The organism is Emticicia sp. 17c, from assembly GCF_037153985.1.
GTDB lineage: Bacteria > Bacteroidota > Bacteroidia > Cytophagales > Spirosomataceae > Emticicia.
Genome location: NZ_JBBAYI010000001.1, coordinates 916,600 through 938,436, shown reverse-complemented (window position 1 = coordinate 938,436; position 21,837 = coordinate 916,600). Strand labels below are relative to the sequence as shown.

Genomic DNA, 21,837 nt, shown 5'->3' with positions numbered 1-21,837 from the left:
GTAGTTAGTTTCTTTCTACGGTTTAGGTAATTTTATGCTGTAAAAAATAATCTACTAAAATAATAGACTATATAGATTATTTGTTTATATTTGCACCAGATATTTGTCAGCAGCCATAAAACCATCAATTAATTTTAACGATATGAGTAATTACAGCCAAAAATATGACCCCGCTTTATGGGATACCGAAATACCTGTAAGAAAAAACAATGCAAAGTTATTGCCTTTGTTAACTGGCTCAAAAGTACCCGACCTGACTTTTAAAAAAGACATGGGTATTTGGCAAAAGGTCTCATATCGATTTAAATACACACAAGCTACTATCAGGTCTGTTATTGATAACAAGCCATTGGTAATCAGTTTTTTATCAGGTGGCTGGAATAATTATGGCTTAAAACATCTGAAATTACTTAATCAGGCGTATCCTGAAATCACAGCTTTGGGAGGTAACTTACTGGTTATTGTTCAGGCACCTTACGCCGATGTAAGAGAAATGGTTCAATACTTCGATATCCCTTTTAATGTTATTGCCGACCCCAACAACGAAATCTCCGAAAAATTTGGTTTGTTTTCAAAAGATGTTCCTGTTTGGGATAGGGTATCAGGTATTGCCGAAGATGTACCAGTACCCGCTACTTATGTAGTTAATCAACACGGGCATGTAATTTACCACACAATTGATGAGGATTTTTTACATACATTTTCAGCAACAAAAGTTCTAGGGGCTGTTTTTGCCGCAGTTAATAGAGTACCATTTATTGCTGACTTTAATTATGCAGCCTAAAAAATCAGTTTAGTACATAAAGGTATATAAGTGTATGAAAATAACACCTGCTTTCGATTTCCTGACAGTTCCCGGGCTTGCGAGTTCAGGGCCTAGACATTGGCAGACCTACTGGGAAAAGAAAAATCCCGACCTTTTTTCAAGAGTTGAACAGGATAACTGGGATTTACCTGTGTGTGAAGCATGGGTTGAAAAACTTCAGAATTATATAAAACAACTGACTAAACCTACGGTATTGGTAGCTCATAGCCTTGGATGCCTAACCGTAGCACATTGGGCGCAGAAATATTATTCTTCCTTCATAAAAGGAGCTTTGCTGGTTGCTCCGGCCGATGCCGAATATGCTGAAAGATTAAATTTTGTAGAAGGTTTTAGCCCAATTCCGACTGCAATAATACCTTTTGAAACCGTTGTAGTAGCTAGTACTAACGATATTTACGCTACAATTGAACGCTCAGAGTACTTTGCTAATACTTGGGGTAGTACTTTTCTGAATATTGGCGAGAAAGGACACATCAATGCTAGTTCTGGATTTGGAGAGTGGGAGGAAGGTAAAAAAATTCTGAATCAGTTTGTGAGGGTCTTGGCATCACCAACTCAGTTAAAATGCGCCTGATTGCACTATTCTTGTAATTTATAAATTCAAATCAATTAACTTCAATAAAAATTTCTCTTGTAGCTGATAAGCAAGGGCAAGAATCGTATTGTCACATTTTTTAGCATTTGAAGGAATTTTATAAAATTTAACTATTTTTGTGACGGAGACAATTAATCTAGCCTAATGAAAAAAGTTTATCTAAGCGATTCAGGCCCTAAAGTATCAGAGGCAATTTACGGTTTTTGGAGATGGAATGACGAAGGACAAAGCACAACTGCACAGATTGAAAAAATAATAAATCTGTGTCTGGAGTTAGGTATTAATACCTTCGACCATGCAGATGTTTATGGTAACTATACCATAGAAGAGCATTTTGGTAAAATCATAAAAAACAAGTCTTTCAAACGTGAAGATATAGTACTGTTTAGCAAATGCGGTGTAAGACGCTCAGACGACGGCACTTTTGATTACTATGATACATCAAGAGACCATATCCTAAAAAGTGTTGATAACTCACTGAAAAAACTTAAAACAGACTATCTGGATATATTTCTTTTGCACCAAAGCGATTTTCTGGCCGACCCTGAACAAACGGCTATGGCATTGGCGCAGGTAGTAAATTCGGGTAAGGTAAACCACATTGGCGTAGCTAATTTTACGGTTTTTCAGCACCAGCTACTTGCCTCTTACCTGACAATTCCGATAGTTACGAATCATATCGAATTAAATCTGATGAACACAAGTGCTATTGAAGATGGCCGCATCGATTTCATCAAGCAAAGTTTTAGTAAACCTTTGGCGTGGGCGCCATTGGCAGGTGGCCGTATTCTGAATGGTGAAGACGAAAAAGCGGTTAAACTAAGAGCTGTTCTTGAAAAAATTGGTAATAAATATGACGCCAATGTTGAACAAACGGCTGTGGCATGGTTAATGAAGCTAGGTACTTTGCCTATTATTGGGTCAATATCAGAAAACCGTATCAGAAATGCAGCTAGCGCATCAGGTATTAAATTAAGTAACCAAGATTGGTACGAAATATATAATGTAGTAGGCAATATTCGCAATTCAGATATTTCGCACGAATAGCCATTAAGCCATACTTTTTATTTAAAACCATTATAGGGTATTAGCCCTTATAATGGTTTTTTATTTGCTATATTTGTTTATCAAACACTTTGCCGACTTATTATCTACCAAACTGACAATGAAACACGCTTTACTTTTTTTCTGCATCTTATTAAATCTGGCTGTTTATGCCCAAAAATTCAAATCAGGAGGGTTATTAAAACCAGAACAAGCCTTAATGGACATCCGCCATTACACACTGGCTTTGGAAGTTATCCCCGATAACCAAAGTATTAATGGCTATACTGAAATTGATTTAATAACTAATAAAAGCACGAGCGTATTGCTTTTTGACTTAGTAGAGACCTTTAAAATTGACAAAGTTTGGGTAAACGGTAAAGAAGAACCCTTTAGTTTCACCGATGAACTTATCAAGATTCAGTTAGTATCACCGCTCGAGGCGGGTAAAGTTAAAGTAAAAATACAATATGGCGGAAAACCAATTATTGCCCCACGTCCGCCATGGAAAGGGGGCTTCACATGGGCAGCAGATACAACTGGGGCGCCATGGGTAGCTATAACTTGCCAGAGTCAGGGCGCAAAAATGTTTTTTCCTTGTAAAGACCACCCAAGCGACGAACCCAACGAAGGAGCCGACTTATTAATTACTGTACCAAAGGGCTTGGTTGTAGCTGGTCCGGGTTTATTGCAGAGCCAGACTACTAAGAAAAACAAGACAACATTTCATTGGAAAACCAATTATACCATCAATAATTATAGTATTCTGTTTAATATAGGGCGGTTTAAAGTAGTGTCACGAAATTTTACTACGGTAAATGGCAATGTTGTTCCGATACAGTTTTATGTCTTGGAAGAACACGCCGATAAAGCCGAAAAGCATCTTGATATATTTGAGAGAATTATCAGAACACAAGAAAAGTATTTTGGAGAGTATCCGTGGATAAAAGAGAAAATAGCTATCTGTGAAACACCACATTTAGGAATGGAACACCAGACCATGAATGCTTATGGTAATAAATTCAGATATACTACCGTTGCTGGAAAAGATTTTGACTGGCTCATGCACCATGAATTTGGGCATGAGTGGTGGGGAAATAAAGTAACAGGTATTGACTGGGCTGATATGTGGATTCAGGAGGGAATATGTTCGTTTGGTGATGCCCTTTACACACGTGAGCATGAAGGCGAAGAAGCATACCTGAAAAGAATGGAACGAACCGCCCGCGCAACCCAAAATCGGTTTCCTGTTGTATTAGGCGAAAACCTCGATGCCGATACTGTATATCATGCAGATATTTATGGTAAAGGAGCTTTTTTTATGCACACCCTCAGGTATATCATTGGAGATGCTGTTTTTTTTCCGGCTCTGAAAAAATTTGCTACCAGTCCTGAATATACTTATGATAAGCTGGTAAGTACCAAAAATGTTGAAGCCTTCTTTAGCAGAGAAGCTGGCCAGAACCTTAAGCCACTATTTGATTTTTATTTACGTACTACACAGAAATTAGAAGTAAGTGTTAAGCAAATCAGTGATGAAGAATACCTCATTTCTACGCTTAATTATGCTCACTTATTACCGATTGATATTCAGCTCGATGGTATAATCGAACGTAAAAACATTGGGCAGGAGCCAATAAAAGTGAAAAGTAAAACAGCTCCAATCATAGACCCCAAGGTCTATTACCTGAAAAAAGTTACTTACGAATAATAGTTTTTTAAAAACGTATTGCACGACGTAGCTAAATCTGCTAATTTTGCATTTTAGAAACCTATCATGACAGAACAAATTCTTATTCTTGATTTCGGTTCGCAATTTACCCAATTAATTGCCCGAAGAGTTAGAGAACTTAATGTGTATTGTGAAATACACCCTTTCAATAAAATTCCAGCTATCACTTCTGACATTAAAGGCATTATCCTTTCAGGAAGCCCTTGCTCTGTACGTGAAGAAGACGCGCCAATTGTAGACTGGCAATCTTTTCCGGCCGAAGTTCCTGTTTTAGGTATTTGCTATGGTGCGCAAATGATGGCACAAACCGGCGGTGGTGAGGTATTACCTTCATCAATCAGAGAATATGGCCGTACAATTCTCAATAAAGTCGATAATCGATATGCTCTATTCAGAGATATAGCCGACAATACACAAGTCTGGATGTCGCACAGCGATACTATTGCCAGCCCTCCGGTAAATGCTGATATTATTGCTTCAACTGATACGGTAAAAGTTGCTGCTTTTAAATTGCATGACCAACCTCGTTATGGTATTCAGTTTCACCCCGAAGTTACGCATACGCTACAAGGTAAAGCAATCATTAAAAACTTTGTAGTAGATATTTGTAATTGTTCGCAGAACTGGACTCCTGCCTCGTTTGCCGAAGAAACAATCAAGGAACTGAAAGAAAAACTTGGCGATGATAAAGTTATTATGGGTTTATCCGGCGGGGTCGATTCTTCTGTGGCAGCTACATTAATTCATCATGCTATTGGTAAAAATCTGTATTGTATTTTTGTTGATAACGGTCTTTTACGCAAAAATGAGTTTGAAGAAGTGTTGGAGTCTTATAAAGGACTAGGCTTGAACGTAATAGGCGTTGATGCAAAAAAACAGTTTTATACAGCTCTAGATGGTTTAACAGACCCTGAAGCTAAACGTAAGGCTATCGGAAAAACATTTATCGATGTTTTTGATGCAGAATCACATAAAGTTGAGGGGGCGGCATGGTTAGGTCAAGGCACTATTTATCCTGACGTAATTGAGTCTGTTTCTGTAAAAGGGCCTTCAGTTACTATTAAATCGCATCATAACGTAGGGGGCTTACCTGACTTTATGAAATTAAAAGTAGTTGAGCCGCTCAGACTTTTATTTAAAGATGGTGTACGTGAGGTAGGTAAATCGTTAAATATACCTGATAATATTCTTGGTCGTCATCCGTTTCCGGGGCCTGGCTTAGCAATACGTATATTAGGCGATATTACTCCTGAAAAAGTACAGATATTACAAGAGGTAGATGCAATTTTTATTAATGCCTTAAAAGAAAGCGGCCTATACGATAAAGTATGGCAAGCTGGGGCTATTTTGTTACCAGTACAAAGTGTAGGGGTAATGGGTGACGAAAGAACCTACGAGAAAGTAGTAGCTTTACGCGCTGTAACCAGCGTTGATGGCATGACGGCCGATTGGGCGCATTTACCTTATGAGTTTCTGGCAGATGTTTCAAACGAAATCATTAACAGGGTAAAAGGCGTAAATAGGGTAGTGTATGATATTAGTTCTAAACCACCAGCAACTATTGAGTGGGAGTAAAAACATAAGATTATATATAGAAAAAGCTCTTTCATTGAAAGAGCTTTTTCTATATATGCCAAATGATATAATTTTCTCTGATTAATTAGGGCTAATACTCTCCCTTAATTGCAGTTTTTCTGCATTTGTCCGTTTATCCGCTACTTTATTTTCTGCCGTAGCTACGGCATCAGTTATATCTTCTCTTTCTTTCTTAGCCTTTAATCTTTTGACCTCCAGCCAGTTTGCAACCAAGAAATAGCACACCAATAAGAATAAGATAAAGAAACATAGTTCGGTGTTACTAAAGTAAATTCTGGCAGAATACGTTAAAGTTGTAAGCGAAATTGTTACAAAATAAAGTATAAATGATGCTTGCATGTGGGTCAGTTTATTGTCTATCAATAAATGATGCATGTGCAGGCGGTCAGCTTTAAAAGGTGACTTCCCTCTCAGAATTCTTACAGAGAATACACGAATTGTGTCAAAAATAGGGACTATCAGAATAACAATTGCAATAATAGGCGCACTCACAAAAGCACTGGTAGGGTCCCAAGCGTGCAGAACATTAAAATGGATGAATTTTACGGCCAAAACGGTAATAATGTATCCGATAATTAAAGAGCCTGTATCACCCATAAATATTTTGTTATTCTGAGAGAAATTGAATCTTAAGAAACCAAGCAATGAACCCGACAGGCACAGTGCCAAGCAGGCAAGAGAATAGTGGTGGTTTAATAAGAACCAAAGACCGAAACCTCCGCTGGCAATCATCCCGATACCCCCAGCTAACCCGTCAATGCCATCAATCAGGTTAAAGGCATTAATCATGGCTACGAATATAAAGATAGTTAGCCCGATACTTAAGATATAAGGAATGTGTCCGATACCAAATATGCCAAAGAGGTCCGAAATCCTTAAATCACAACCAACAACTACTATGGCTGAGGCAATAATTTGAATGCCTATTTTTTTGGTAGGAGACAGCGCGTAAAGGTCATCTTTAATGCCTAAAAAGAACAGAATAACCATGCCTGCAAATACTTTATGCAGCAGGATACCTTCGTCGCCAAAGTTCCAGAGCATATATCCAATTAAGATACCCGCAAAAATGGCAACCCCACCGAAGGTTGGAGTTGGGGTCTTGTGAGAGCTTCTTTTAACAGGATTATCCATTAAGCCCCGAAGCCCACTTATATTAATAATAACAGGTATCGACCGCACGCTAATAAAAAGTGCGATGATAGCTGATATTAAAATTTGAATGTTTTTATCAGGTATTAGTGATTCAAATGTGGGAAACATTAGATTTAAGTTTAAAATACTTTGTGGGTATCTAATTTACAAAATAAACACTTTTTTTTGGGTTAAAAGAAAAAACCAGATTTCTTTTTAATGATTTTTTTATCTAATGGTGATAACTCTTTCGCGAATTATGGCTGCCGGATTGCCCTGATACACCTTATATGCCTCAAGATTATGCGTTGCAACCGAGTTTACGGCCAATACTGAATGAGAACCACACCTTACACCTGCACACACCACGGCTCTTGCACCTATCCATGCACCATCTTCAAGAATTATATCTTTTACAATTAAATCAAAAGTTTCCTTTTTATAATCATGATTACCCGAAAGCAACAAAGCCCCCTGCGAAATACATACATGGCTGCCGATTTTTACTTTACCTATGTTATCAATCCAGACACATTCGCCAATCCAAACGTGGTCGCCTATTTCCAAATTCCATGGTGCTTTAATATTAACCATAGGCTTTATAACCAAGCCTTTGCCAATTTTTGCACCGAATGTTTTCAGAATAAATACCTTTAGGCGGATAGGGATAGGTAAATAAGAATTGATGAAAACTTTATTAGATATAAACCAAAGAAGTGTAATAAGAAAACCCTTCGTAAGCTCAGATTGTTTGTACCAATCGTTATTATATTTCGATAAATCTGATTTGTTCATTGAAAAAGGCTTTATACAAATTGATGAAGTAAATGGTTTAGGTGTGGCTCAGGTCATAAATAATAGGTTATCCCGATTTGTTCAGTATCAGAATATACTTCAAAAATACAATAATTTACTATTGGCTACGCAATTTATTAATCAATAAAGTACTTTTTTGTCTGCCTTCATCCAGACGAGCTGATAAATACCTTTTGGTTGCTTCAAAATGTTGCTCATAGCTTTTTTTATCACCCGTCTCTACGATATTAGCCCATTCATGAACGGCTGTATGAAAAGCCAAGTCTTCACCTCGTATACTTTTATCAAACAGGGCTGTCTGAATGGTCTCTTCCAGTAAGTCATCGTTCATATACAGGTATTCTGCCATACCTACCCGCAACTTGAAAGGAGGAGTCTGGCAAACCAGATTTTTGTAAGGGTTTGTACCAAGCTTATGCCACGTATCAACCATTGCCAGCAAGCTCAGGTGTGAATTAGGTTTATGGTCTTTATCTTGACTTAAACTGAATTCACTCATAATTTTATCATCAAGCATCAAAGTTTCACCCTTGTCTTTAAAAACATGGTCACGAGCTGCATAAATTCGTTTACGAAATTTCTTTTCATCTTCCTCAAGCATTGTTTCAAATAATTCCATTTCGCAAGAGGCATATCTTCGTACATCCCTTTTGGCATAAGGGTTCAATAATGCAAGACCTGAATATACGTGAAACTTGTAGCTATATATACGAAGTGTCATCAGGAATTTAACATTATCAAGTCCATTAGGATGAAGCGGGTTTTCCCACGGATATACCTTCCGGTGCATGCAGGCTGTTCCGATACTTTCAAAGCCTACGTGTGTAACAGCCTGAATATCGGCCATCATTTTATCATGCTCATGGAAGTCTTCAAGTTGGTGGATAACTGACCCTATTTTGCTAAATACTTCCAGTGCCTCTTCAAAGGCTTGATTACTAGCCCGATGGTTAATAACAGCCAAGGTTTGGTTGGCAGGATTTACCCCAGGGCCATAAAGCGCATGGCAGGTAACAATCTGGGTATCTTTCGGGAGGTGCTCTTCAAAAGCTGCAATTTCAGGCGTTTTAACAGAGGTTTGTCCGGCTACAATGGCACCGAATTTTGTGGCCCCGCCGCATTCTTTTACAACATCATTGATTTTTTCTGCTTCAACAGAATAAAGTATAAAGTCACAAAGGCGTGAAACGGCTTTGCCATCCTTCAGTACTTCTATGCCAAATGTTCCAAGTTCGTTTTGTAAGTCTGTCTGATTAGCCGGAAGGTCACAGCCAAATACCTGAAACCCCGCATTTGCCCATATTCGGGCAAACATTTTACCCATATCTCCCAAGCCAATAATTCCTATTTTCATATAATATCTTTGTAATTAGGCTATAGTTTAATATTTTGAGTTGAATTGTGACATTTGTAATCTGTGATTGTTAATATTGAAAGCCAAAAATTATATGTAAGTTGTTTAGGCAGAAACCCCAAAATTAAATGATTTTAACAACGCAGCATTAAAAAATCGACTATTCTGAATGAAATACGCACAAGTCAAACATTTTTTCAATTTTATACAATAATTTTGCGCACTTTTGACTTTTTTTTTGTCAAAAAAGCTGTTTGTATCAATTGAATTGCAAATAAACAACAAATCTAATTTACTTACGAACTCAATATCTAAATTTTACCAATGCGAACAATTTTGTTGCTACTTGTGTCAAACACCTTTATGACCTTTGCATGGTACGGGCATTTAAAAAGACCTGATTTACCTATTTGGAAAGCCGTACTCATTAGCTGGGGTATCGCTTTTTTTGAGTATATGTTTATGGTGCCAGCCAATAGGCTCGGTTACGGAGAATTTAATGCGTTTCAGCTAAAAACTATTCAAGAAGCTATTACGTTGGTAGTGTTTGTGGTTTTTGCAGTTCTGTATCTGAAAGAACCTCTTAAATGGAATTATCTGGTAGGCTTTGGCTTGATTTTTCTGGCAGTTTGGGTAGTTTTCAAGAAGTAATTTTATTATGTTATCATTTGAAATTGCATGATTAAGTAGCGAAAAATACTGCCTAATCATGCAATTAAATTAACGGTTCAGGATTTTATTTATCAAACTCAATAATATGTTCTGAGGCATAAGAATCGTCGCCGGGTTTTATACGCTTGACAAAAAAACGTGCCTTTTTACCTAGTTTCAGGCAGGTATTTCTGGCATTTATATCTTCGGCGGTGTTTAATGGTTGTAAGGAAGGATACCATAAAATATAGCCCGGTTTTTCAAATACTAGCTGCGGTTTTGTCCATTCCTGTGAACTGGATTCATTGCCGAGGTCAATATTTTTATTAAATGAGATATATACTTTGTCGCCTTTCCATGATTTTCCCTCCGACTTTGCCATCATCATCACCCAGCAATTCAGATAGGAGTTCCAACTAACCGAAGGCCCCCAATGAAAACCATTTGTAGGCGAAGACGCAGGGCCACCGCCTTGTTCCATAGGTATCTGTAAAGAGGTAATGGGTTTTCCTATTCCGTTATGTGGTGCATTAAATCCTGTGCCATCCCACCTTTTAGCTTTTCCAACCGGATTATCTAAATCGGAAAGTGCAAGACGTGCCATGCTGATACATTGCCCTTGCCATTCGGTTTTAGGGTTATAACTTGCTTCTGAATATTCGCCCGGATACCCATATTCTCCATAAAATAGATACAGATAGTCGCCACTAGCCACAGCAGATGGGTCACCAACGCCTCCGGCAAAGGTATTTGAAGTATTATGTGGTTTCAGAATCATTCTTGGGTTAAGGTCTTCAATAAAAATACCTTTATTAACCCAGCTTTTTCCACCATCAACCGACTTCATGATACCTATCCGGCAAACAGCAGCCGGACTTTTTTCGCCTGTTAAGCCCTGAGGCCATTGTTCATTTTTATAACCCTCGCCTGTTTTTTCATTGTAAGGAAGTGTCTGAGGGTAGTTTTCGTTATGATAAACCGCATAAAGTGTTTTGCCAGATGTATCTTTAGGCGATTGATAAACTGTTTCGAACCAAACGGCTCCATGTAAACCTTCTTGTCCGGTAGGAGCATTCAGAGGCATAACAGGTGAATGGAAATTTTCGGCAAGACTTTTAAAAACTTCTTCTGCATTTCTGCCATCGGCATATTTGAGGTCTTTGGCATAGCCCCAAAGAGGGTCTTCTCCATATTTACCCGGAAAAATTCTGAATGTATTGCCCACCCATACTTCTGCCATGTTACAGTCCACAAACGAATTGAATTTAATCTTTTCTGTAGAAATGAGTTTGAATTTAGGATTAAATGGTTCTTCTTTAGAAGCTGTTGAACAGGCAAATATGCTAGCAACTAAAGCCCCCACTAGTAGAAGTTGAATAACTGGTATTTTCATAGGTTGGATAAAGGTTTAAGAAAATCAATAAAATCAGGTCGTTTTGGGTTCGCTGAACATTATTTTGTTACCAAAAGGGTCGGTTACTTCCATAATGTAAGAACCCCAGTGAGCTTCATAGATACTTGGTTTAAAGTACCTGTAATCTTTGGCATTCAGGAGGTTACAATATTCTTGCAGATTGGGGTAGTTAATCATGATTTTTGAACCCGGGCAGGCATCACCATGGTGTTCCGATAGGTGAATTGTGATGGCTTCCTTACTAACCGACATATATAATGGAAAATTTTCTCCGAATCGGTGTTCCCAGTCTTGCGAGAAACCGAGCCAATCAATATAAAATTCTTTTGCTTTGGTAACATCGAAAATCCTGAAAACGGGTGTAATAATATTCATTTGGAATGGGAGTTGAGTTTATCAAAATTACTATTTTCTAAACATAAACCATATCTAAACAAAAAAGGATTACAAATTTCTTTGTAATCCTTCTTGAGAATAAACTAACTGGCTTATTTATCTGTCAGGCCATATTTGTTCACATATTTTTTGTAAAGTCTTTTTTGTTTATCATCAAGGTCAACTTTTTTGCCTCTGATGAACGCATGTTCAACTTTACTGGTGCGCATATCCAGAATATCGCCTGCTGAAACTACAATGGTTGCATGCTTACCAACTTCAAGCGAACCTACTTGTTTATCGATTCCTAGAATTTTGGCATTGTTCAAAGTAATCATTTTCAAGGCATCTTCCTGACCCATTCCGAAAGCAGCGGCTGTACCGGCTACAAAAGGTAGGTTTCTGGTACGCCAGAATTCTTCAGTATAATACATACCAACGGTTACTCCGCCTTTCATCAGAATACCGGGTAATTTGTAAGGATTCCATACATCTTCATCTACTGTATTTGGCAAACGGTGAGTACCATTTACAATTACCGGAATGTTATTTTCTTTCAGAAAATCAATGGCTAGTTCTGCTTCTTCACCACCTACAATTACAATTTTCTGAATTTTGTATTTCTGAGCAAGTTTAACGGCTTCAACAATTTCTTTGCCATTATTTACACGGACAAACAATTGTTTTGAGCCATCGTATAAACCCTTCATAGCCTCTAGTGGGGCATTTTTAGGGTTAGGGTTGCTTATTTCTGAGTAAGCCAGCCCTTCTGAGAAAAGTTGCTCCAGCTCATTTTTTTGCTGAATATACTTGTCGTTTTTCTTGATGGCAAACTTCATTTCTTCAAAACTGAACTGGCGTGTTACCAAAGCCGGATAATTTAACCAGATGCCATCATCTTTTTTAAGCGCGGCATCTTCCCAGTTCCAACCGTCGTATTCCATAATAGCAGAGGTTCCAGAAATAATGCCTCCCTCAGGGGTACTTTGCCCGATTAAAATACCATTTCCACGAATTGTTGGTATTACTTCTGAGTCGGTATTATGGGCAATTAAGGCTCTTACATGCGGGTTAAACTGACCAGTTTCCTGATTATCTAAAGTTGCTCTTACAGAGGCAATTTCCACAAGACCTGCCAAAGCAGAAGGAGCAATAAGACTAGGATAAACCGATTTGCCACTTACATTAATTACTTCGGTATTGGCTTTGTCAAAATTGGTTGAAGCATCGCCAACGGCTGTAATAATACCTTTGTCGAAGACGATGGTACCATTCTGAATAATTCTGCCATCACCTACATGGATTGTGCCGCCAACCAAGGCAATAGGTTTGGTCTGAGGTTGAGCAGGAGCTTGATTTTGAGCCTTTCCCCAAAAACTTAGAAGTGCTAAACCAAGAACTGTTATATATTTTTTCATTTTGAAAGTCTTATTTTAATTAAATGCTTTTATTAATGCTTAATCTTTGTTGATAAGGTTTGAATCCATCATCTCGCTTGATTCTCCACGATTTTCTGTAACACCCATTTCCATAATGGTATCACAATGGATTTGAAGATTACGACGCGGCGCAGGTCTTTGAGTAGGAGCACCACCTGATTTTTCGGCCAACATTTTTAACATTAATCTGTTACGCTCTTTTGCTACCGATTGGCGCATTTGGTCGTCTTTTTCAACATCAAAATAAACAGTTCCGTCAATGATAGTTTTTTCAGGACGTGCATAAATCGATAGTGGATTGTTGTTCCAAAGTACAACGTCAGCATCTTTACCTACCTTGATACTTCCTAGGCGGTTGTCCAGATGCAGCATTCTTGCAGGGTTAAGAGTTACCATTTTCCATGCGTCTTCTTCGGTTACGCCACCGTACAATACTGTTTTAGCAGCTTCCTGATTCAGGCGGCGTGCCATTTCTGCGTCATCAGAGTTAATAGCAGTATTAACACCCATTTTATTCAGGATAGACGCATTGTAAGGAATGGCCTCTTTAACTTCCATTTTATAAGCCCACCAGTCAGAGAACGTCGAAGCATTTACTCCGTGTGCTTTCATTTTGTCGGCTAGTTTATAACCTTCCAGAATGTGCGTAAAGGTATTGATATTGAAGTTGAAAGTTTCGGCCACTTTCATCATCATATTAATTTCAGACTGAACGTAAGAGTGACAAGTAATGAAACGTTTTTTGTTTAGGATTTCAACCAGCGCATCTAGCTCAAGGTCTCTTCTTGGAGGCGTTACACCATTTTTGTTAGCAAGTGCGTTATAGTCTTTCCATGCTTTTTCATATTCTTTGGCTCTCTGGAATGCATCCATATAGATTTGTTCAACACCCATTCTGGTAGCAGGAAAACGCGTAGTAGCCGAAGCACTGTTGCCTTGTTTTACGTTTTCGCCCAAGGCAAATTTAATAAATCCATCGGCACCTTTAATGAGGAGATTGTTAGGGTTTTCGCCCCATTTCAATTTGATTAATGCCGATTGACCACCAATACAGTCAGCCGAACCATGTAACAACTGCGAAGAAGTAACCCCACCAGCTAACTGGCGATAGATATTGATGTCTTCCGAGTTTACTACGTCTTCCTGACGAACTTCAGCTGAAACGCTTTGTACCTCGTTGATTGATATTAATGCAATATGTGAGTGTTCGTCAAAAATACCGTTGGTTAGGTGTTTACCTGTTCCGTCAATTACTTTCGCACCTGCCGGAGCCGCTAGGTTTTTACCAACTTGTGCAATTTTGCCATTTTGTAACAATACGTCGGTATTCTGAACGATGCCTTCTTTTTCGTTTGTCCAGACCGTAGCATTTTTAATCAGCATGGTTTCTTGCTGAGGTTTGGTTTCGCTACCATAAGCCGTGAACGGGAAAAGAACTTTGCCTGCTTCTGGCGTTTTAGCTTTCGTAGAGTCTTTTTTGGTGTTGTCTTTAGCGGCTTCTTTATAAATAGCCGACCATTTCACTTGTTTACCATCAGGTAAAACCCCTTCACCTTTAATATTTTTGCCATCGTAATAACCACTCAGGCGAGTATCGTTGGCATCTCTTCTTTCAAGTTTAGTACTAATTGTAAACAAATCTGACGTACGACTAACTTTAGGAGTAATTTTGATAGAGTCATTCACAATTACCTGATACTCAGGTTTATCAATTTTGCCTGAAATATTTAGTTTTAAGCCTGTTTTTTCTCCTACTGTTAAATCATACACACCTCTTACATCAGTTACGTTCATGTCGCTGATAATATATCTTTTACCCTGAATCCAGTTTTCATAAATGACATTGTCTTTGCTGAAAAGGTTGTCAGACGTAATAATAAAGTTAGCCATCATGCCTTTTTTAAGGCTACCTAACACGTTATCTACTTTTAATAATTTGGCAGGCGTGGTAGTTAAGGCTTCAAGTGCTTTGCTTTCTGGCAAGCCACTCTCGATAGCTTTACGAATGTTTGCCCAGAACTCGGTTTTATTACGAAGAGAATTGGTAGTAAAAGCAAAGTTTATTCCGGCTTTCGCTAGCATTCCGGCATTAAAAGGGGCTAACTCCCAGTGTTTCATTTCAGTTAATGAAACCTGTGCGGCATCGAATGGGTCTTCTACATCATAAGCAGAAGGAAAGTTTAAAGGTAAAATCAAAGAGCCATTCGTAGCTTTTATTTCATCGATACGTTGGTACTCATCACCAATACCTTTAAAAATGTATTGGATTCCAAATTCTTTTCCAATTTTATCACCTCTCAAAACACCTAGTTTATCATTGGCTTCATAAATCTGTGGTAATGCCTGCATAGCATTGAAGGCCTCAAGCGAAAGGTTTCTTTCTTCTTTATTTCCACCTTTTTTATACCAGTCAGCATCATAATAGGTTTGGCGTAACAAAGCTACTGACCCCATCATCGAAACCGGATACGTTTGGGTTGAAGTACCTTTGCTTAATGAGTAATGAGCCGAAGATTTTTCTTTAATTAAAAGTTCATTTTCTTTACCATCACCAAGAGCCACCAATGCACCAGTGCCTCTTACAATACCATCAGCAATATGCACCGAAGCCACACCGAAACCGATTTTCCTCATTTCTTCGGCTTTTTGGGCGTTAGCTTTAAATTCTTTGGCTGCATCTATCTCAGGTTTTACGGCTTGGTTCCAGTCGTAAGCCCCTTTTTTGTTACTTTCTAATTGGGCAGGGCCACCAAAGCCACGACCACCTTGTGGGCGTACAATTTCTGGCATACCGTAGTCAGAGTAGATGTCAATCAGACCCGGATAAATTCTTTTACCTTTCAGGTCATAAACTACGGTTCCGTTAGGGATTTTTAAATCTTTGCCAACCGCCTCAATAACGCCGTTTTTGATGTAAATCATGGCGTTGTCCAGTACGGTTTGGGCATCAACTACAATAGTGGCATTTTTAAAAGCGTATTGCGCCGGACGCTCATCATAAACACCATTACGCGGGAAAGTTACTTGCGAAAATGCTTGAATGTTGATGAATAAAATGAAAAAACTGAGAAGAATTTTTTTCATGGATAGGTTTGTGATGTTTGGTTAATGATATTGCGAAATTGATAATTTTACCTTAATAAACAAAACTATTAATACTTTTGCATTGATTATCGTCTAAATGTTATAAAAACGCTCTTAAAAGTGAAAATCAATAGACAGAGAGCAATCTCAAAAATTAATTTTTTTTCGTCGGAAGGAATCCCCTTTTTATTCATAATTGACTTTCAGGGAGATAATTGCATCGTAGAGCCTTTGAGCGACATAAACCACACAGAAATAAAATACTGGATTAACGGCATAAATAATATAAGTAGCCATACCACTCAAATTGTTAAATCTCCTGCCGATATTGTGCTTGAAAAACACCCCATCACTTTTGTACAATACAAAGAAGCGTTTGATTATGTACAGCAAAATATCATTCAGGGAAATAGTTTTCTTACTAATCTGACTTGTGAAACGCCAATCAGGCTAAACCTGAACCTGCTTGATGTTTTTGAACTAAGTCAGGCAAAATATAAACTCTGGGTTAAAGACTCGTTTGTGTGTTTTTCACCAGAAATATTTATTCAGATTGATGAAACTGGTAAACTTTCTTCTTTTCCGATGAAAGGTACGATTGATGCCTCGTTGCCTGAGGCCGAGGAAAAACTCATGAAGGATGAAAAGGAATTTTATGAGCATACTACCATTGTTGATTTAATCAGAAACGATGTAAGTAGTGTGGCTGATAAAGTATGGGTTGAAAAATTCAGGTATACTGATAAAATCAGGACACAGGATGGCCGAGAACTCCTACAATTAAGTTCGCAGATTAGTGCCTTATTGCCTGACAACTGGCGGGATAATCTGGGCGAAATCCTCTTTGGAATGCTTCCGGCTGGCTCAATCTCAGGAGCTCCTAAACAAAAGACTCTGCAAATAATTAAAAATGCCGAGCAAAATACGTATCTTAGTACACTCGGAAAAACCAATGAAAGGGGTTTCTATACAGGTATTTTTGGCGTTTTTAATGGTAAAACACTTGATAGTGGGGTAATGATTCGGTTTATTGAACAGTATCCTGACGGAAACCTGACGTTTAAGAGCGGCGGCGGTATTACATCAAATAGCCTCGCAGAAAAAGAGTATGAAGAAATGATTCAGAAAATATATGTCCCTATTGTTTGAAACTATCCGGCTACAAAACCGACAGTTACATAACCTCTGGTACCACAGTGAGCGCATGGCACAAAGCCAGAAAGATTTACTCGGAATTGAAAAGGCAATTGATTTGGAAACTGCAATTCGGCTACCTGACGAAATAGGAGAGGGCTTGTACCGATGTAGAGTTAGCTACAAGGAAAAAATTGATAAAATAGCGTTTTTCCCTTATGAAGCTAAGCATCCGTCATTGATTCAGCTTGTCGAAAACCCTTTGGTGAGTTATCATTACAAATTTGAAGATAGAAGCCAGTTTCAGGAACTATTAGCCCAGCACCCCTGGGCCGACGACGTGATAATTACACACAATAATTACCTGACTGACGCTACTTTTGCTAATCTGGCTTTTTCTGATGGCAACCAATGGGTTACTCCAGCCACTCCTTTACTAAAAGGAACCAGAAGACAATATCTAATTGATAAACAATTATTGGTCGAAAAAGCCATTACAACTCATGACCTAAAATACTTTAGGCAATTTGCCCTCATAAATGCAATGAGAGACTTTAATATAATATATGATTTTACGTTCAGTAATAACCAGCTCATAGTTCATGGCATTCATTGAAAACCTTATTATCGGAGCAGGGCCGTCAGGGCTAGCCATTGCAGGTCGGCTCAGAAAGCTAGGTCTACCGTTCGAGATTCTGGAGCAAACAGACACACACGGTAATACATGGCGAAACCACTATGACCGACTTCATTTGCATACAGATAAAAAATATTCGGCCCTTCCACATTTGCCATTTCCGGCACATTACCCTACGTTTATCCCTAAAAAACAATACATCGAGTATCTGGATTCTTATTGCCAGCTATTCGATATAAAGCCCATTTATAATCAGCAGGTAGTTTCTGTTAAGCGTGAAGGTCAGCTGTGGAAGATACAAACACAGGATACTTGCTATGAGGCCAAAAATGTAATTGTTGCAACTGGTTATAACCGAGTAGCAAAAATACCCGTATTGAAAGGTCAAGACATTTTTAAGGGTGAAATATTACATTCTCAATACTATAAAAATGGTAAATCTTATCAAGGCAAAAGTGTTTTAGTAGTGGGCTATGGAAACTCAGGAGCCGAAATAGCACTTGATTTATACGAAAATGGAGCCAAAACATTTGTATCTATCCGAAATCCGGTTAATATTGTCAAGCGTGAATTAAAAGGGCGTTCAACCCAGAGCATGGCTATTTTTCTGATTCGGTTTGGCAATGTCTTTTATGATTTTGTGGCAAAAATATTCAAAAAAATGTCGATGGGTGCAATGGAAGGCACAGGTATTCCTATTTCTCCCTTAGCTCCATCAGAGCAACTGCGGAAATTAGGGAAAGTATCTGTCATTGATGTAGGAACACTGGCCCAGATTAAAGCAAAAAATATTCAGGTAATGCCCGATATTGCTTCATTAACAGCACATGAGGTGATATTTAAAAATGGCGAAACTATTCAGATAGATGCCCTAATACTGGCTACGGGTTATACGGCTAAGCTTGAAGAAATTATTGAAAATGTTGCTCCATTGCTTAATGAAAGAGGTTACCCTAAGGAAATGTGGTTCGACGAAGAGGCTTATGAAGGGCTATTTTTCTTGGGTTTCAACTTGCCACTTACGGGTATTCTGAGAGATATTGATATAAGCTCCGAGAAAATAGTGAAACAGATTCAGAAACGAAGTAAATAAAATCTAAAGTTATTTTATCGAAAGTAGGCTATGCTGCACAGTTTTTTCATCAGAAAAAAACGTACTGCATGGTTTCCCTGTGATGGAAATAGTTGAATTAAAAGTGAGCCTGTCAGTAATGAAATGGCAATACTTATGCTAAGCGTTAGCAGCAGTGTGAAAACTTTTTTAAGTCTTTTCATAATCAATTCTTATAATTTAATTGCATTTTTGTGTACTTTTCACAAAGAGCAAATTTTTTGTTGAGAGGGAAACTAAGGAAATATAATTTTAAAGTATGAATTGGATTAAACCTCTCACTATTGTTGAATACGTTTTCATCGGGATATTCCTTTTAGTGTATGTGGTATATTTCATACGTACATACCTCATAGCTTCGCGTCTGGGTACATCCTCACGGTCGGTTGTTATAAAGTTTTTTATCAGAAGTGTATATCTTGGGCTTTGTATCATCGGGCTACTGGGGCCAAGTTTCGGAGTAAATGAAATGGAGGCACAAGCCACAGGCAAAGACGTATATTTTGCTTTTGATGTTTCGCGCTCGATGGATGCCATTGATATTGAACCAACCCGCTTGGAAAAAGTAAAATTTGAGCTAGTAAAAAACCTGAATGCTTTAAAGTCTGACCGCGTGGGCATTGTGGTTTTCTCTTCCTATGCTTATGTACATACCCCTTTAACTTATGACCGCGATGCCCTAAAACTGTTTATTCAGAAGCTAAGTAGCGATTTATTTGTAGAGTCGGGTACCGATTTAAACGAAGCATTGAAATTAATTCAAACAAAATTTAATGGCTCAAATACCCCTACACGTAAGGCTAGGGTAATTGTCCTAGTAAGTGACGGCGAAGATTTCGGGCAACTTGAGTCAGATGTTATTCTGGATTTAAAGAAAAATAGAGTTAATTTTCTGGCTTTAGGGGTTGGTACTCCGCAAGGTGGTAAAATCAGAGAAAATGTAGGCTTTAAAAAAGACAAAGAAGGCAATGATGTAGTATCAAAACTAGATGCCGATTACCTTAAAAAACTGACGAAAGTACTAAACGGAAAATATTTTCAATTGTCGAATCAGGTGAATGATGTTTCGGCTTTGCTTAAGGAGGTTTCACAGTTAGAAAATAACTGGGTTGATACCCGAAAAATGACAGTTACAAACAATAAGTATTTTTACTTTGTATTTCTGGCTTTGATTTTAATGATTATCGACGTTATAATAACAATACGTACAATTAAGCTTTAGGCATACAAGCATATATCTCAGACATGAATACTTGGTTTTTTTATATTATTCTTCTGTTCCTGAATATTCGTTCTCTGACGAATGTTTCAGAAAGAAACAGGTTGAAAATGGAAGCCGGTAGAGCCTTTCTTAAAAAAAACTATGTTGTAGCAAAGGAAAAATACCAGACTCTCGCTGATATTTCGTTCAATCTCGAACCAGAGGCCCGTCTAAATCTGGCTCATACCTATTTCTATACAAAAGATACGCTCAGGGCTTTGCAGGAGTATAAGAGGCTACTAAAAGTAAGTGACGAAAAAATATTTACAGGTGCATTGATACAAATAGGTGTAATTAATGCCATGATGAAAGACAGCCTCACAGCTCTGCAATTATTTAAAGAAGCCTTGCAGAAAAACCCGAATAACCTTGTAGCTCGCTATAATTTTGAACTATTAAAGAAAAAACTACCGCCGGTTCCACCGCCACCTGACCAGACAACAAAGAATGAAATGCAAAGTACTGAAACCGAGCAGTCGGAAGAAAAAAAGGATGAGTTAGAATCGACAGTACCTGAAAAAATGAGTAAAGAGAAGGCTTTACAGATTCTGGAAGCAATGAAAACAAATGAGTTGCATTACTCGCCTCCTCGAAAAAATAATGGAAAGAAAAACCAGAATAACGATAAAGACTGGTAAATATAACAAACGTATCAAGTAAATTATTCAATAATAAGTATGACAAAAAATTCAGTTGTAAAGGAAACGAATTTCAACTTTGAAGGACAAACAGGCTTTTACCGTGGTAAAGTAAGAGATGTATACGATTTTAATGATAAGGTGGTCATGATTGCCTCTGACCGTATTTCTGCCTTTGATGTAATTCTGCCGCGTCCAATCCCTGCTAAAGGGCAAGTGCTCAATCAGATTGCTTCAAAATTCCTTCTGGCTACTAAAGATATTGTACCTAACTGGCTAATGGCTACCCCAGACCCAAATGTTTCAATAGGCGTTAAATGCGAAACTTTTCCTGTCGAAATGGTTGTAAGAGGGTATCTTGTAGGTCATGCGTGGCGTACTTATAAAAGTGGTCTCAGAACTTTATGTGGTGTTGCTTTACCCGAAGGTATGATTGAGAACCAGAAGTTTCCGACACCTATTATTACACCCACAACAAAAGCTCATGAAGGGCATGATGAGGATATTTCGAGAGAAGAGATAATTGCAAGAGGTTTGGTCTCAGAAGAAAAATATGCTCAATTGGAAAAATATGCGTTAGCATTGTTTGAAAGAGGTACAGCTATGGCGGCTGAAAAAGGGCTTATTCTGGCTGATACCAAATATGAGTTTGGAGAAAGAAATGGTGTTATTTACCTGATTGATGAAATTCATACACCCGATTCATCAAGGTATTTTTATGCCGATACTTACGAAGAAAATCTATCGAAAGGGCTGCCTCAGAAACAATTATCGAAAGAATTTGTAAGGGAGTGGCTAATTGCTAACAATTTTCAGGGAAAAGAAGGGCAGGTAGTACCAGAAATGACCGATGAAAAAGTAACCGAAATATCGAAACGTTATATTGAACTTTATGAGAAAGTAGTAGGAGAGGCATTTCAGCCATCAGAGAGTGATGATATTATTCAAAGAATTGAAAACAACATCAAGGCTTATCTTAGCAACAAAAATTGATAA

Annotated in this window: 19 protein-coding genes; 12 read left to right on the top strand and 7 right to left on the bottom strand. The window is 38.1% G+C overall.

From position 1 onward, the window contains the following. Positions 1-142 precede the first annotated feature (142 nt). The 5 genes from WAA15_RS03900 to guaA all read left to right on the top strand — a co-directional run bounded on the left by WAA15_RS03900 (position 143) and on the right by guaA (position 5,772). Positions 143-784 carry a redoxin domain-containing protein gene (locus WAA15_RS03900; RefSeq protein ID WP_337041151.1) on the top strand — a complete coding sequence of 214 codons (642 nt, stop codon included), beginning with the start codon at positions 143-145 and terminating at the stop codon, positions 782-784. Positions 785-818: 34 nt separating this feature from the next. Beyond that, on the top strand, positions 819-1,400 hold the full coding sequence (locus WAA15_RS03895) for an RBBP9/YdeN family alpha/beta hydrolase (protein ID WP_337041149.1): 582 nt from the start codon (positions 819-821) through the stop codon (positions 1,398-1,400). A 165-nt stretch (positions 1,401-1,565) separates the two neighbouring features. Next, positions 1,566-2,468, top strand: a complete 903-nt coding sequence (locus WAA15_RS03890; protein WP_337041148.1) for an aldo/keto reductase — start codon at positions 1,566-1,568, stop codon at positions 2,466-2,468. Between the two features lie 118 nt (positions 2,469-2,586). After that, complete coding sequence (locus tag WAA15_RS03885; RefSeq protein WP_337041147.1) at positions 2,587-4,176, top strand: M1 family metallopeptidase; 1,590 nt, start codon at positions 2,587-2,589, stop codon at positions 4,174-4,176. A gap of 66 nt (positions 4,177-4,242) precedes the next feature. Next, positions 4,243-5,772: a glutamine-hydrolyzing GMP synthase gene (gene guaA, locus WAA15_RS03880; protein ID WP_337041146.1), complete on the top strand. Its 1,530-nt coding sequence runs from the start codon at positions 4,243-4,245 to the stop codon at positions 5,770-5,772. Positions 5,773-5,853: 81 nt separating this feature from the next. On the opposite strand, the gene WAA15_RS03875 is transcribed toward guaA, so the two are convergent. The 3 genes from WAA15_RS03875 to WAA15_RS03865 all read right to left on the bottom strand — a co-directional run bounded on the left by WAA15_RS03875 (position 5,854) and on the right by WAA15_RS03865 (position 9,097). Then, positions 5,854-7,056 carry a glycosyltransferase family 4 protein gene (locus tag WAA15_RS03875; protein ID WP_337041144.1) on the bottom strand — a complete coding sequence of 401 codons (1,203 nt, stop codon included), beginning with the start codon at positions 7,054-7,056 and terminating at the stop codon, positions 5,854-5,856. Positions 7,057-7,155: 99 nt separating this feature from the next. Beyond that, positions 7,156-7,722: a WcaF family extracellular polysaccharide biosynthesis acetyltransferase gene (locus tag WAA15_RS03870; protein ID WP_337041142.1), complete on the bottom strand. Its 567-nt coding sequence runs from the start codon at positions 7,720-7,722 to the stop codon at positions 7,156-7,158. Between the two features lie 118 nt (positions 7,723-7,840). Beyond that, positions 7,841-9,097, bottom strand: a complete 1,257-nt coding sequence (locus WAA15_RS03865) for a prephenate dehydrogenase (RefSeq protein ID WP_337041141.1) — start codon at positions 9,095-9,097, stop codon at positions 7,841-7,843. Between the two features lie 324 nt (positions 9,098-9,421). Between WAA15_RS03865 and WAA15_RS03860 the strand changes: the two genes are divergently transcribed. Next, a complete protein-coding gene (locus WAA15_RS03860) occupies positions 9,422-9,748 on the top strand; it encodes a DMT family protein (RefSeq protein WP_337041140.1) in 327 nt (108 codons plus the stop codon). A gap of 85 nt (positions 9,749-9,833) precedes the next feature. Here WAA15_RS03860 and WAA15_RS03855 read toward each other — a convergent pair whose 3' ends face one another. The 4 genes from WAA15_RS03855 to WAA15_RS03840 form a co-directional block, all read right to left on the bottom strand. After that, positions 9,834-11,141: a hypothetical protein gene (locus WAA15_RS03855; RefSeq protein ID WP_337041139.1), complete on the bottom strand. Its 1,308-nt coding sequence runs from the start codon at positions 11,139-11,141 to the stop codon at positions 9,834-9,836. Positions 11,142-11,174: 33 nt separating this feature from the next. Next, positions 11,175-11,537: a glyoxalase superfamily protein gene (locus WAA15_RS03850; RefSeq protein WP_337041138.1), complete on the bottom strand. Its 363-nt coding sequence runs from the start codon at positions 11,535-11,537 to the stop codon at positions 11,175-11,177. A gap of 113 nt (positions 11,538-11,650) precedes the next feature. Then, the gene (locus WAA15_RS03845; protein ID WP_337041136.1) at positions 11,651-12,955 is read right to left on the bottom strand and encodes an amidohydrolase family protein; all 1,305 of its coding nucleotides are present in this window, start codon (positions 12,953-12,955) and stop codon (positions 11,651-11,653) included. A gap of 39 nt (positions 12,956-12,994) precedes the next feature. After that, positions 12,995-16,060 (bottom strand): amidohydrolase family protein, encoded by a 3,066-nt coding sequence (locus tag WAA15_RS03840; protein ID WP_337041135.1) that lies wholly within the window; start codon positions 16,058-16,060, stop codon positions 12,995-12,997. 120 nt (positions 16,061-16,180) lie between these two features. Here WAA15_RS03840 and WAA15_RS03835 point away from each other — a divergent pair, with 120 nt between their 5' ends. The 6 genes from WAA15_RS03835 to WAA15_RS03810 all read left to right on the top strand — a co-directional run bounded on the left by WAA15_RS03835 (position 16,181) and on the right by WAA15_RS03810 (position 21,834). Next, entirely contained in the window at positions 16,181-17,209 is a 1,029-nt protein-coding gene (locus tag WAA15_RS03835) for an aminodeoxychorismate synthase component I (protein ID WP_337041134.1), read from the top strand. Then, on the top strand, positions 17,193-17,810 hold the full coding sequence (locus tag WAA15_RS03830) for an aminotransferase class IV (protein ID WP_337041132.1): 618 nt from the start codon (positions 17,193-17,195) through the stop codon (positions 17,808-17,810). The genes WAA15_RS03835 and WAA15_RS03830 overlap by 17 nt, the downstream gene beginning before the upstream one ends. Beyond that, a complete protein-coding gene (locus tag WAA15_RS03825) occupies positions 17,797-18,924 on the top strand; it encodes a flavin-containing monooxygenase (protein WP_337041131.1) in 1,128 nt (375 codons plus the stop codon). Before WAA15_RS03830 ends, WAA15_RS03825 begins: the two co-directional genes overlap by 14 nt. Positions 18,925-19,201: 277 nt before the next feature. Then, entirely contained in the window at positions 19,202-20,164 is a 963-nt protein-coding gene (locus tag WAA15_RS03820) for a vWA domain-containing protein (RefSeq protein ID WP_337041130.1), read from the top strand. A gap of 23 nt (positions 20,165-20,187) precedes the next feature. Further along, on the top strand, positions 20,188-20,841 hold the full coding sequence (locus WAA15_RS03815; RefSeq protein WP_337041129.1) for a tetratricopeptide repeat protein: 654 nt from the start codon (positions 20,188-20,190) through the stop codon (positions 20,839-20,841). A 39-nt stretch (positions 20,842-20,880) separates the two neighbouring features. After that, complete coding sequence (locus WAA15_RS03810) at positions 20,881-21,834, top strand: phosphoribosylaminoimidazolesuccinocarboxamide synthase (RefSeq protein WP_337041128.1); 954 nt, start codon at positions 20,881-20,883, stop codon at positions 21,832-21,834. Positions 21,835-21,837: the final 3 nt, after the last annotated feature.